The sequence below is a fragment of the Blautia sp. AM28-27 genome (assembly GCF_003480905.1).
GTDB lineage: Bacteria > Bacillota > Clostridia > Lachnospirales > Lachnospiraceae > Fusicatenibacter > Fusicatenibacter saccharivorans.
The window spans coordinates 120,481-134,031 of the sequence record NZ_QUJK01000004.1 but is presented as its reverse complement, the minus strand read 5'-3'; the positions used below and the strand labels follow the sequence as shown (position 1 = coordinate 134,031).

At 48.0% G+C, this 13,551-nt stretch carries 12 protein-coding genes; 8 read left to right on the top strand and 4 right to left on the bottom strand.

The features are described from left to right. Positions 1-373: 373 nt before the first annotated feature. From DW743_RS08485 to DW743_RS08470, 4 genes are all read left to right on the top strand, one after another. A complete protein-coding gene (locus DW743_RS08485; protein WP_117761337.1) occupies positions 374-955 on the top strand; it encodes a TetR/AcrR family transcriptional regulator in 582 nt (193 codons plus the stop codon). A 25-nt stretch (positions 956-980) separates the two neighbouring features. Continuing rightward, positions 981-2,342: an alpha-amylase family glycosyl hydrolase gene (locus DW743_RS08480; RefSeq protein ID WP_117761335.1), complete on the top strand. Its 1,362-nt coding sequence runs from the start codon at positions 981-983 to the stop codon at positions 2,340-2,342. A 14-nt stretch (positions 2,343-2,356) separates the two neighbouring features. Then, on the top strand, positions 2,357-4,327 hold the full coding sequence (gene glgB, locus DW743_RS08475) for a 1,4-alpha-glucan branching protein GlgB (protein WP_117761333.1): 1,971 nt from the start codon (positions 2,357-2,359) through the stop codon (positions 4,325-4,327). A gap of 113 nt (positions 4,328-4,440) precedes the next feature. After that, positions 4,441-5,106, top strand: a complete 666-nt coding sequence (locus DW743_RS08470) for an MBL fold metallo-hydrolase (RefSeq protein ID WP_179973072.1) — start codon at positions 4,441-4,443, stop codon at positions 5,104-5,106. A 22-nt stretch (positions 5,107-5,128) separates the two neighbouring features. Here the strand turns inward: DW743_RS08470 and DW743_RS08465 are convergent, their stop codons facing one another. Further along, entirely contained in the window at positions 5,129-5,590 is a 462-nt protein-coding gene (locus DW743_RS08465) for a hypothetical protein (RefSeq protein ID WP_117761331.1), read from the bottom strand. 374 nt (positions 5,591-5,964) lie between these two features. On the opposite strand from DW743_RS08465, the gene DW743_RS08460 reads away from it, so the two are divergent. Then, positions 5,965-6,468 (top strand): GNAT family N-acetyltransferase, encoded by a 504-nt coding sequence (locus tag DW743_RS08460; RefSeq protein ID WP_117761329.1) that lies wholly within the window; start codon positions 5,965-5,967, stop codon positions 6,466-6,468. Between the two features lie 131 nt (positions 6,469-6,599). On the opposite strand, the gene DW743_RS08455 is transcribed toward DW743_RS08460, so the two are convergent. The 3 genes from DW743_RS08455 to nhaC form a co-directional block, all read right to left on the bottom strand. Further along, positions 6,600-7,439: a TraX family protein gene (locus DW743_RS08455; protein WP_055267451.1), complete on the bottom strand. Its 840-nt coding sequence runs from the start codon at positions 7,437-7,439 to the stop codon at positions 6,600-6,602. A gap of 370 nt (positions 7,440-7,809) precedes the next feature. Further along, on the bottom strand, positions 7,810-8,685 hold the full coding sequence (locus DW743_RS08445) for an MBL fold metallo-hydrolase (RefSeq protein WP_022462625.1): 876 nt from the start codon (positions 8,683-8,685) through the stop codon (positions 7,810-7,812). Positions 8,686-8,758: 73 nt separating this feature from the next. Next, on the bottom strand, positions 8,759-10,174 hold the full coding sequence (nhaC, locus tag DW743_RS08440) for a Na+/H+ antiporter NhaC (protein ID WP_117761327.1): 1,416 nt from the start codon (positions 10,172-10,174) through the stop codon (positions 8,759-8,761). A gap of 226 nt (positions 10,175-10,400) precedes the next feature. Here nhaC and DW743_RS08435 point away from each other — a divergent pair, with 226 nt between their 5' ends. The 3 genes from DW743_RS08435 to pth all read left to right on the top strand — a co-directional run bounded on the left by DW743_RS08435 (position 10,401) and on the right by pth (position 13,551). Continuing rightward, positions 10,401-11,588, top strand: a complete 1,188-nt coding sequence (locus DW743_RS08435; protein ID WP_117761325.1) for a GTP-binding protein — start codon at positions 10,401-10,403, stop codon at positions 11,586-11,588. A 198-nt stretch (positions 11,589-11,786) separates the two neighbouring features. Continuing rightward, positions 11,787-12,746, top strand: coding sequence for a TIGR03943 family putative permease subunit (locus DW743_RS08430; RefSeq protein WP_117761323.1), 960 nt, complete (start codon positions 11,787-11,789; stop codon positions 12,744-12,746). Between the two features lie 220 nt (positions 12,747-12,966). Continuing rightward, positions 12,967-13,551: an aminoacyl-tRNA hydrolase gene (gene pth, locus DW743_RS08425; protein ID WP_022462621.1), complete on the top strand. Its 585-nt coding sequence runs from the start codon at positions 12,967-12,969 to the stop codon at positions 13,549-13,551.

Sequence of the window (13,551 nt, the reverse complement as noted above, 5' to 3'; positions counted from 1 at the left end):
GGCGTATCCGCCGATATTTTGTCTGCCGCCTAAAGCGGTCTGAAGCACGTGACTTTAGTCATGTGAGGTTCAGTTCGTATAAAAACAGTATCGGAAAATAAGAAAAGAACCGACAGAGAAATCTGAGAACTAAACTAAAGATTTCCCCGCCGGTTCTTTTTCTATGCATCTATTTTCATCCATTATATATTTCGCATTGACTTTTTATATACCGATTGGTATAATGATAACAGAAACACACATAAGAAACCTGCAAAATCCAACAAAATTCGTCAAAATTGCCAAAAACTCACACGTAACAAACAACCACCCAAACACACCGCGGCCAGGCGAACTCCAGAGAGCGTCCCTTCCGCAACAAAGAGGATTCAAAATGGACAATCGTCAGCTAATCATGAACTCAGCTCTGACCCTCTTCTACGAAAGTGGGTACGACGCCGTCGGTGTTCAGCAGATCGTAGACTCCGCCGGAGTATCCAAACCAACCCTGTACTATTACTTCGGCAGCAAACAAGGCCTCCTCGAAGCCCTGCTAAACGAGCACTTTCAGCCCATGGAACAAAAACTCATCGAAGCCTCCGAAACCGGGAAAAACATCCCCGAAAAACTGTACTGCATCGCGCGTGCCTTCTTCAACGGAGCCTCCGAAGACCCGAAATTCCATATGCTGATGATGGCACTGTTCTATTCCGGAAGAAAAAGCGAAGGCTTCCGCACCGTATACCCCATGATTGACCGGTTCTATCACCTGTGTGTCGACGTCTTCGACAACGCCAGCGCCGAACTCGGCAACATGAACGGCCGTCAGGAACAATTCGCCGTAGGCTTCTCCGGAATCCTGATGCACTACCTGATGATGACAGCAGGAGATCAATCCGATCTTTCCAACCTCGTCGTCCGGGACGAAGAAGTCTACCGTCTGGTACACCAGTTCATGTATGGAATTTACTCATAACCCAAAAACAAGGAGGACAAACAAAATGGCACCATGGTATGAAGAGGCAGAATTTTATCACATCTATCCGATCGGACTGACCGGTGCGCCGAGGAAAAATGAATCGGAAGAAACCGTACACCGCTTTTCCACACTGGAACAGTGGCTTCCGCACATCGCAGATCTCGGTTGTACCGCAATCTATATCGGCCCCTTGTTTGAATCAACCACACATGGATACGACACAAAAGATTACAAACAGGTAGACCGCCGCTTAGGCGACAACGCGGACTTTGCCGCATACGTAAAAAAAGCCCACGAACTCGGCATCAAAGTCGTCGTAGACGGTGTCTTCAACCACACCGGCCGCGAATTCTTTGCCTTCCGCGACATTCAGGAAAAAAGAGAACAGTCCCCGTACTGCGGATGGTACAAAGGAATCTGGTTCGGCGGAAACACCTGCTATAACGACGGATTCTCCTACGAAGCATGGAGAAACTGCTTCGAACTCGTCAACCTGAATCTCCAGAACCAGCAGGTCCGCGACTATCTCCTTGATGTCATCGACTTCTGGATCGACGAATTCGATATCGACGGCATCCGTCTCGACTGCGCCGACTGCCTGGATTTCGGCTTCATGGAGCAGATGCGCGCACGCACATCCGCCAAAAAACAGGACTTCTGGCTGATGGGCGAAGTCATCCACGGCGACTATGCGCGCTACATCGGAGACGGCCAGCATCTGCTGCACAGTGTCACAAACTACGAGCTTCACAAAGGACTTTATTCGGGACATAACGATCATAACTACTTCGAAATTGCACATACGATCCGCCGCGAATTTGACGAAAACGGCGGCATTTACAAAGGAAAGAAACTGTACAGCTTCGTTGACAACCACGACGTAGACCGTCTGGCCAGCAAGCTGAACGTAAAAGAAAACATGATTCCAATTTATGCGCTGCTGTACTTCCTGCCGGGCATCCCGTCCATCTATTACGGATCGGAATTCGGCATCGAGGGAAGAAAAGAAGGCGGAAACGACGATCCGCTGCGTCCGGCGCTGAATCTGGAAGAACTGGAGAAAAATCCGCCGGCAGAAAAACTTCCGGCATGGATCAAAACATTATCAGACGTCAGAAAAAAACATCCTGCAGCACGAACGGGAAGATACCGCGAACTCATGCTGACCAACCGCCAGTATGCCTTTGCACGCCTGGATGAGACAGACGCTCTGATCACAGCAGTAAATAATGATGAAAACCAGAGTGCGGGAGTCTGGTTTCCTGCACCTTGCGACGGAACATGGAAAAACGCGGTAACCGGAGAAGCCATTTCTCCGGAAAATGGAAAACTTTTTGTTGAAGTACCTCCGTGCGGCTGTGTTCTGATTGAAAAAGAAGCATAAAGGGGATTTTTTCTATGAAGGAAACTGCGAAAACAACGGCAAAAACAACAGCGAAAACCAGAAAAGCGCCAAAAAAACCGGCGGGCTATCAGCCAAGATTTTCTGAACTGGATCAGTACTTATTTGGCCAGGCAACCCATTACGATATTTTCCGGAAAATGGGTGCGCACCTGGACAAAAAAGACGGCAAAGTAGGAGCCTGGTTCACCGTATGGGCTCCGCATGCGGCGGAAGTATCTGTCATCGGCGAATTCAACGGCTGGGATGCCCATGCCAATGTGATGCGGAAAGTCGGCGAGGACGGCGTTTATGAAGTGTTCGTTCCGGGCGTGACCGAGGGAATGATGTATAAATATTACATCCGCACACCGGACGGAAGAGAACTGTACAAAGCAGATCCATACGCATTTGCATCCGAAAAACGGCCGGGTACCGCGTCAAAAGTAGCGGAAATCGAAGGCTACCGCTGGGGTGACAGCGAATGGCTGACGAACCGCAAAAAATTTGACGTTCAGAAATCCGCGCTCTCCATCTACGAAGTGCACCCGGGCTCCTGGATGAAACATCCGTGGTCCGAATCCAACCCGGACGGATTTTACAATTACGTTCAGTTCGCACATTCGCTTGCCGATTACGTAAAAAAAATGGGCTATACCCACGTAGAGCTGATGGGAATTGCAGAGCATCCGTTTGACGGTTCCTGGGGCTATCAGGTAACGGGCTATTACGCACCGACCTCCCGCTACGGAACACCGAAAGAGTTTAAATATCTTGTTGATTATCTGCATAAAAATAAAATCGGTGTTATTCTGGACTGGGTACCGGCACACTTCCCGAAAGATGCGCACGGCCTTGCTGATTTTGATGGTCAGCCGCTGTATGAGTACGCCGACCCGAGAAAGGGCGAGCACCCGGAGTGGGGAACGAAGATCTTTGATTACGGCAAAAATGAAGTGAAAAACTTTATGCTGGCAAATGCGCTTTACTGGGTAGAAGAGTACCACGTAGACGGTCTCCGTGTCGATGCTGTTGCTTCGATGCTGTATCTCGACTACGGAAAAGAGCCGGGCCAGTGGGTGCCGAACAAGAACGGCGGAAATGAAAATCTTGAAGCCGTCGAGTTCTTCAAACACCTGAATACCCTGGTGCGCGGACGAAACAAAGGTGTCATCATGATTGCCGAGGAGTCCACAACGTGGCCGAAGGTAACGGGAAGCGTAGAGGACGGCGGCCTGCATTTCTCCTACAAATGGAACATGGGATGGATGCATGACTTCCTCGATTACATGAAGCTCGATCCATACTTCCGCAAATACAACCATAACAAGATGACCTTCGGCATGACCTATGCATTTTCCGAGAACTACATTCTGGTGCTCTCGCACGATGAGGTTGTCCACTTGAAATGCTCGATGATCAACAAAATGCCGGGCGATCTGGAGGAAAAATTCCAGAACCTGATGGTAGGCTATGCTTTCATGTTCGGGCACCCGGGCAAAAAACTTCTGTTCATGGGACAGGATTTCGGACAGCTCCGCGAGTGGAGCGAGGAACGCGAGATCGACTGGTTCCTGCTGGCAGATGAGGGGCATCAGCATCTGCAGACCTTCTTCAGTGACCTGCTGAAAATGTACCGCAAGTACCCGGCACTCTACGCGAACGACTGCGGCTACGAAGGCTTCCAGTGGATCAATGCCAACGACGGCGACCGCAGCATTTACAGCTTCGTCCGCTGGTCACCGACAGGAAAAAACAACCTGTTGTTCGTCTGCAATTTCACACCGGTCGAGCGTCCGGATTATATGTGTGGCGTACCGCGCAAAAAACAGTACCGCCTGATACTCGACAGCTCCGATATGAAATACGGCGGCCCGACCGAAAAACGCCAGGTAGCCTACCGTGCCAAAGAGGGAGAATGCGATGGCCAGCCATATCGGATTGCATATGCACTTCCGGCGTATGGTGTGGCGGTGTTCAGCTTCTAAAATAAGATAGCTACTAATTTTCATTAATATCATGACCGGCAGAGAACGAAAGAGATTTCTTAAATCTGTCGGTCATTGTGTTTTGTGTTCGAAGGAAAAGAGGTGTTGATTTGATGAAAGAAGAAAGAAAAGAGCCGATACAGATTCCGCACATCCAGACAATCAACGATCACATTTCCTATCTTACACCGACAGAACATCCACTTTCGGCAAATGTTGTGATCATCGAGGGTGATGCATTTTTCTGGGTATATGACGTAGGAAATCATCCTGCGGTTTCAGAAATTCTGCAGAAAAAGTCAGAACAGACAGGAAAAGAAATTCGGGTGATTTTATCCCATTTTCATCCCGACCATATCGGGAATCTGTCGGAGATTTCGTGCGAAGCGGTTTACCAGGGGAAAAATACGTTTCGTTATACAAAAACAGGAACTGTGATAGAAGAAGATACGTGGTTTCAGGACGGTGACGTGCGGTTACATTTATTTCCGATTCCATCGAGTCATGCCAAAGGATCGCTTGCATTGGAAGTGGATGAGACGTGGTGCTTTCTCGGGGATGCGGCATATGCGACGCAGAAAAACGGACAGACCATTTATAATGCCGAGCGCCTGCTGGCAGAAATCCGAGTTCTGAAAAACGTGCGTGCGCCGTATTTTCTCCTGAGCCACAGTGAACCGTTTCAGCAGAACAAAGAGGATGTGCTGGAATGGATGGAAGCGATTTATGAGAAACGGAAACGAGATGAATCATATATAAAAACACCCCAGCGCGTATGACAGGGAGTCCTTCGAGGCTGAATCAGGTATGCCACTTCGGCAATTCACTTTCTTTCACTGGAACTGATTCAAGATCCATATTTGACCAATATGAGCCGATATCTGAACTTGTGAAGTATTCAAAATTGCCCGTGGAAGATTTCAGCTTTCCGTTCTTGACTCCATTGCAGACATAAACCAGTTCGTAGTTTGTCCCATCCGAAAGGTTAAATCGAAAACTGGTCACATCTGCGCCTGTGATTTCCTCGACTTGTTTGTCTGTCAATGATAAGTTTTCAAACATATGATACAAGTCTGTTATATCAGTTTTTGCAACGACTATTTTCTTTTCTGCTGATACCGGTGCTCCCGCATAGTGGTACATTTCGACATTTTCAACATCTCCAACTTCAAAAGGAAAGTCGATATGGACCGTTTCTTTGCTACAGCCGACCAGTACCATCATTAAAATCAGAAAGGATATCAAATTTGTCGCTTTTTTCATATCATTGCACTCCTCGTCATGTTTTTGACAGGTCAAGAGTTCAAAAATCCTCTTGCAAGCGAGCTTGCATTAGCTTTTTGAGCCTGGTATCATGATGATTTGAGTATATCATAGTTTAACCGAATCAAACAAGTCCCCTGCTTCCATTGCGAAAAGTAATAAGCAGTGGGTGGGGACTTGCTTGTATCAGGAGTGGTACAAGCCACTTCTGATAAGCTGCGAAGCAGCTATTCGGTTATGAGCAAGTAGCGAAGCGGATTGCGAATATCCGCTTTGACCCGAATCAAACAAGTCCCCTGCTTCCATTGCGCGAAGCAATGAGCAGGGGGTTGGGACTTACTTGATTCGGTTAAAAAAACAAGGGAGATGAAAAAATGAATGAAATTATAGCTTTACAGAAATATGAAAACGAAGCACAACTTGCAAAAGAGCTGATTCGAGGCTTTTGGCTGGCTCATGGTGATTATGTTATAACCGACGAAGAGGCCGCGGAGAATCTTGCTGCCTGGACAGACAAAGGGCATGTGTTTTATTTTATCTTAAAAGAAGAGATCCCCATTGGATTTGTGCATCTCGGAAGCCGCGGGGCGGAAGTTGACTGGATCGAAGATCTTTTCGTACTTCCGGAATACCAGGGAAACGGATACGGAAGTCATGCGATTGCGCTGGTTGAAGCCGAGATAAAAAAGTATTCTGAATCTGTCTATCTTGAGGTAGCTGCGCGAAATTTTGGAGCGATGAAACTCTATCATAGATTGGGATATCATTGCCTGAACACTGTGACGTTACGCAAAGATTTTCAACCGGAGAATTTTGAAGTGATTCGCAGCGAAGAGCTTTTGGGGTATCCGTTGGAAGTTAAGAAGTATATTAAGTAGAATCTCACGCCGATTTGCGCAGCAAATCCAGACCTCCCCACCGCCCGCCTCAATGTCAGCCCGGAAGTGCGTCTGTGTCGTCTGGGACTGTGTCCTGGGGCGGCGCAGGTGCACTTCCGGGTGTCCGTTTTTTAAACAACCGCAACCCCCGCCATCCCCAGTACCGCCGCGATCGCAAACAGCACCAGCAGATGCACCGGATAAAACGCATAAAACGGATACTTCAGATTCAATCCCCGTTTTCCGTTATAAAAATGCACCGGAATCATAGCCAGAAAACAGGTGATTTCATTCAGACTCAACAGCGTAAGCACCGCACACCCGATTCCGATACAGTACATTTTATTCTTTCTCATATTATACATCAGCACAATCGTCAGAATTCCCATTGCACTGTAATCTGTCTTCAACAGCGTGGCCACTGCACAGGCTGCCACAATCACCAGCAGCTTGCCAACCGAAACCTTCCAGTTCGCCCTCTGCCATGCACCGGCATCTTTTTGCGCTTTTGAATCGATTTTCTGCAGAAAAATCATCATCACAAGGCCGATAAATAAAGTGAAAAAGACATTCTGATAATCCAGATAAAACGGTTTTCCCGCAAATGCCAGATCGAACGGGATCTCCGAAACCAGTGCAAAAATCCCAAGATTCAGCGCATACTTTTTCACATCATGCGTATGCATGAACCCTTCAATCAACAGAAAACAGAAAATCGGAAAACTGATCCTTCCGATTGCGCGCATAATCATATCCGCATAATAAATCACAGCTGTGTTTCCGGTAGAGAGAAATGATGCGCCTCCGTCCGAAGCGTTCACCGCATTCAGAAGACCGCGGGAAATCAGGATTCGGTCGAAAAGTACAGCTGCAGTGTGGTCGATCAGCATACAGACCATCGCAATGATTTTCAAGGTACTGCCGGGAATTTTACCGGCGCTTTTTACGGGTTTCGCAGTAGTAGCTGCCATATAAAACATCCTTTCTGGAACGCAAACGAAAGGCAGACTGTGCAAGCCGTCTGCGGATCAGGTTCCTGTAACGACAAACAGCAGAAAATCCTGCTGTTTTGCCAGAGTTGTAATACTATGATTATACGTTCTGAGGAGGTTAATGTCAAAGAAATAAATGGTTTTCATCACTGGCTGTTTTTGCGTATTTTCTTCTGCGTCCTGTGGTAAATCACAGGCAGAGACAGAAAAAACAGTTCTGAAATAACGCAGAGTATGGTAGAATCTGCCAGTCGGGTAAATGAAAATAGAAAGCGTCTCCGGGCTCATCCCAAAACGAACGGGGCAGCGTACCAATTCGTAAACCAGAATTGGTACGCTGCCCCGTATTTTAAAATACATCCAGGTCTTTTCCGTTCACGACATATCCGTCATACCCTGCATCCCGGATTTCATCCAGAATCGCGGCATCGCGCCATGCCATCTCGGCGGCAAGGTTTTTGTGGTTATCCTGTACATTCATATGGTAAATCCGGTGATACGTAACGAGCAGTTTCGGATTTGCCTTTTTTGCAACACCGGCAAGATCCGTGCTTAACGTATGCACTTCCCGGTGGTATTTCTGCCATTTTGGTTCGCGGCAGGAGATTCCGGCGGCGTATTCCACTTCGTGCAGCAGGATATCACAGCCTTTCGATTTTTCTGCCACGAGATCCAGCGGAGCGGTATCGCCGGTGATGACGATTGTGCGGTCCGGTGTGGTGAATTTATAGCCGTAGCATTCCAGTGTTCCGTGGCTGACCGGAAAAGCCTCCACCGTAACCAGGTCATCCCGGTAGATAATGCCGGATTCAATTTCTGTTACCTCAACGCGGTAGCCGGATTCGTTTGCTTTTTCGAAACCGTGAATTCGGAAATCAATGTCGGTTTCATAGGCCTGTAAAATATGATCGGTCATGTGCTGTAAGCCCTTTGGCCCGAAAACTTTCAATGGAACCGGGCGCTCCAGCACCCACGGAGTAAAAATCAGATCCGGGTACCCTGCGGTATGGTCTGTGTGAAGGTGCGTACAGAAGGCAACGGTCAGAAGATCCGGCCGCAGGGCATCCACGCCGTTAAAATAGGCGGCTGAGGCCTGGCGGACAACGCCAGGGCCAAAATCTACCAGATAAGCACGGTCACCGACCACGACAGCGGAGGAAGGTCCGTTGGCATTCGGACACGCATTTGGTGTGCCGGTTCCGAGAAGAACAAGTTTTGTCTGCATTCTTTCTCTTTTCCTTTTCTTTTTTTGTTTCTGTTTCTGTTTATGATTTTCTGTTACGATTTCTGCTTTTGCCTTATTTCTCTTCTTTTGATTCATTGTTTTGGGTTTCCGGAAGATGCTTAATGGAAATTCCGGTAAATCCATAGAAAATACTGAAAACCGGGGTCAGGTAAAGCAGGAATAAGTACGGGAAAAATGCCGACCATGCAACACCAAGTGTGCCGGCCATGTATACGCCGTAGCCATGCCATGGAATCATAGGACCAGCCATAGTTCCGGAGTCTTCGAGGCAGCGGGAAAGAATTTCCGGTGCAACCTTGCGCTCTTGAAAGACAGGTGCCATCAGACGGCCGGTCAGAACGTGTGCCATCGGCTGGGAGCAGCTGATGAGGCTGGTCACGTAACCGACAATCATCGTTGCAAGGATCATACTTCCATCGCTGTTGATTCTCTTTACAATCGCTTGAAGAATGTGATCCAGTACACCGAGTTTTTCCAGCATGCCGCCCATGCCGACAGCAAAGCAGATAATGGCTACGTACTGGAGCATGCTTCCCATGCCGCCGCGGTTTAAGATGGATTGTAATACCGGTTCTTCAATTGTGGTTGTGTAACCGTTGTAAGCTGTGCGGATGATGCCCTGCAGAGTATCGTGCTGCACAAAATAGGAAACAAATCCGGCAGCGAAGCTGGAAAGACCAAGTGCAGAGATCGCATTTACTTTGCAGAGGAGCAATACAATAATCAGGATGGCAGGGATCATGGTAATCCATCCGAGCTGGAATTCACCGTTTAAAGCATCGATGTAAACGGTAATGCTTCCCTCGGTATAGCTTCCGCTGGTCTGCTGGAAACCGAGAATAGTAAAAAGAATTAAGGTAATCACATACGTTGGAAGGGTGGTCCAGAGCATCGAGCGGATATGATCGCCAAGTTTGGCATCTGCAACGGCCGGAGCAAGGTTTGTGGTATCGGAAAGAGGACTTAATTTGTCACCGAACATGGCACCGCAGATGACAGCACCGGCTACCATGCCAGGATGGATACCCATGGCGTTTCCGATCGCCATCATGGCAACACCTGCGCTTCCGACGGAACCATAGGAAGTACCGGTTACAATACTCAAAATGGAGCAGAACAGCAGCGTCAGAGGCAGCAGCCAGGATGGGTTAATCATTTTTAAGCCCCAGGAAATGATGGTGGCAATGGTACCACTCTGCAGCCAGGTGCCGATCATGACACCGATGGCCATCAGAAGGCAGAGCGTCGGGACGACCATACGGATGGCATCGTATGCGCCGGCAACAATTTTGGCGTAAGAAATACCGAAAATTTTACAAAACAGATAGATAAAAATCCAGCTTGCAAACAGGCCGATCATAGGACCGCCGGTTTTCAGGCGGATACAGACTGCGACGGATACGATGATCAGCAGCAGCAAAAGCAGTGACTGTGGCAGATTGAGTTTTTTTTCTTTCGTTCCACTCATAAAAAAATCCCCCATTCATAGGTAAAATGATTTGCCCATTCAACGCGTTAAAGTAGAAAAGACATGTAATATATTATAATGGTGAAATGCAGAAAAAGCAAGGGAAATTCTCTTGATTTTTTGTTCTATGGTTGCTATAATAAGCGTGAGTGTGGGGCGGAGGATAAACTTCGGCCCTTTTGCAGCTAACTATAAACGGAATCAACAAGATAAAGAGGTTAAATCAATGACAAGAATAGACATTATTTCAGGTTTCCTGGGCGCAGGAAAAACAACCCTGATCAAAAAACTCCTCGGAGACGCACTGAAAGGCCAGCAGGTTGTCCTGATCGAGAACGAATTCGGTGAAATCGGAATCGACGGAGGCTTCTTAAAAGATGCCGGTATCGAAATCCGTGAAATGAACTCCGGCTGCATCTGCTGCTCTCTTGTGGGAGACTTCGGCGCAGCATTAAAAGATGTTATCACCAAATACCACCCGGACCGCATCATCATCGAGCCGTCCGGCGTAGGTAAACTCTCCGACGTCATCAAGGCTGTAGACGGTGTAGAAAAAGAAGCAGGCGTAGCCCTGAATTCCGCAACAACCGTAGTCGATGTTATGAAATGCAAAATGTATCTCAGAAACTTCGGCGAATTCTTCGAGAATCAGGTAAAGAGCGCAGGAACCATCATCCTGAGCCGTACCGATAAAGCCGATACGGAAAAAGTAGAGGCAGCTGTAAAAATGCTCCGCGAACTGAATCCGGAAGCACACATTATTACCACACCGGTTGAAGTACTGGGCGGTAAGAAAGTACTCGATACGATGGAAGGTGCCATCATCAACCTTGCGCAGGTAGAAGAGGAAGAGCATCATCACCATCATCATGACCACGACGAGTGCTGCTGCGGCCATGACCACGATGAGGAGCATGAGCACCATCATCACGATCATGATGAGGACGAACATGAACATCATCACCACGACCATGACGGCGAGTGCTGCTGCGGCCACGATCACGACGAGGAGCATGAGCATCATCACCACGACCATGATGACGAGTGCTGCTGCGGCCATGATCACGAGCATGAGCATCATCATCACCACGATGGCGAGTGCGGCTGTGGTCATGATCATCATCACCATCATCACGCAGACGAAGTTTTCACAAGCTGGGGTCAGGAGACTGTGAAGACCTTCACCAAAGAGCAGATCGAAGGCATCTTAAAGAAACTTTCCGAGGATACCGCTTATGGTATGGTTCTTCGTGCCAAAGGTATGGTAGCAGGCGCCGATGGACAGTGGATCTATTTCGATATGGTTCCGGAAGAGTACGAAGTACGTGACGGAGCACCGGAATTCACCGGAAGAATCTGTGTCATCGGTTCCAAATTAGCAGAAGATAAGCTGGCAGAGCTGTTCGGACTGTAAAAATACAAAGTAGCTGCGAAAATTACGGTCCGCAGGGTACCTGTGAACTGTAGTGAAGCTGCCGCATCAGAAACAAAATCCGATGTGGCAGCTTTTTTCTTGATTTAGAGACAAAGCAAAAGGTACGCCCGGAATCTTAGCCGCAAAAGCAAGTGCAGAAAGATTCCGGGAGTACGTCAAAGACAACGGAGGTACAAAATGTACGAAGAAGACGAAGTAGAAATTCCGATTTATCTCATAACAGGATTTCTGGAGAGTGGAAAAACCTCTTTTATCAATTTTACCGTAGCACAGGACTATTTCCAGATCGACGGACCGACCCTTCTGATCACAACCGAAGAAGGTGAAGTAGAGTACGACGAAAAAGAACTGCTCAAACACAACACCGTCCTGGAAATCGTAGAAGGACCAGAGCAGTTTACCCTGGATTACCTGAAAAAACTGAACCGCAAATACCGCCCGGAGCGAATCATTCTCGAATACAACCCGCTCTGGAGCGTAAAAAAACTCGAAGAAATGGAACTGCCGCGCGGTTGGGGCATCGTACAGGAGATCGTGACCGTCGACGCAAGCTGCTTCCAGATCTATATGCAGAACATGAAATCCGTCTTCATGGAGATGGCAAAAAATGCCGATATGGTCATGTTCAACCGCTGCCGTCCGGAAGATCCGCTTCCATCCTTCCGCCGCAGCATCAAAGTAGTCAACCAGGCGTGCGACGTTCTGTTTGAGAATGAAGAAGGCGAAATTGACAACATTTTTGAGGATCAGATGCCGTTTGATACCGATGCCGATGTGATCGAGATTGATGACGCCGATTACGGAATCTGGTATGTCGATATGGGCGACAACCCGGAGCGCTACGAGGGCAAAACCGTTCATTTCCGAGGCATGGTATTAAAGAGCAAAGACATCGGAGCTGATTTCTTTGTCCCGGGTCGTATGGCAATGACCTGCTGTGCAGACGATACTTCCTTTATCGGTTACGTCTGCAAATGCGCAAGCGCCAAATCTCTCGTGATGGGTTCCTGGGTTGACGTGATTGCAACGGTAAAATGGGGCTATATGAAGGTTTACGATGGCGAAGGCCCGGTTCTGTATGCAAAAGAAATCAAACCGGCCAAGAAACCGGAGAGCGAACTGGTATACTTTAACTAAACATTGCCGAAGCATTTCAGCGAATAAAAGAGCAGGAAAAAGGCTGCTCTTTTGTTCGTGTTCTTTCTTTATGACAGATGGAAAAACAATATATCATTTTTCGGTGCGGCGAAGCAGCTATTCGGTTATGCGCAAGTAGCGAAGTGGATGGAGAATATCCGTTTTGACCGTGACGTGAACAAAAACTGCGCCGGAAAATGGTCTGATGACAGGAGAATTTATGTATATTATAGTAGGTCTGGGAAATCCAACGCGCCAGTACGAAGGGACGAAGCACAATGTCGGATTTGATACCATCGATTATCTGATCGATGAATATCAGATCCCTTCCTCCGGTACAGGCCACAAGGCTCTGTTCGGAAAAGGCATGATCGCAGGTCAGAAGGTTATCGTTGCAAAGCCGATGACATATATGAACCTGAGCGGTGAGTCCGTGCGGGAGCTGGTGAACTATTACAAAGTGGATCCGGAGAGCGAGCTGATCGTGGTTTACGATGATATCAGCCTGGCGCCGGGACAGATCCGTATCCGCAAAAAAGGAAGCGCGGGCGGCCACAATGGCATCAAAAACATCATCGCTAATCTTGGCACCGACCATTTTATGCGTGTGAAAGTCGGTGTCGGTGAGAAACCGAAAAACTGGGATCTGGCGGACTACGTGTTAAGTCCGTTTACGAAAGACGAACGTCCCCTTGTAAATCTGGCGATCGAGCATGCGGCAAAAGCAATCGAGCAGATGCTGAACGGGGATGTGGACGCAGCCATGAACGAGTATAACCGCAAATCTGCAAACCCGGCAGAGTAA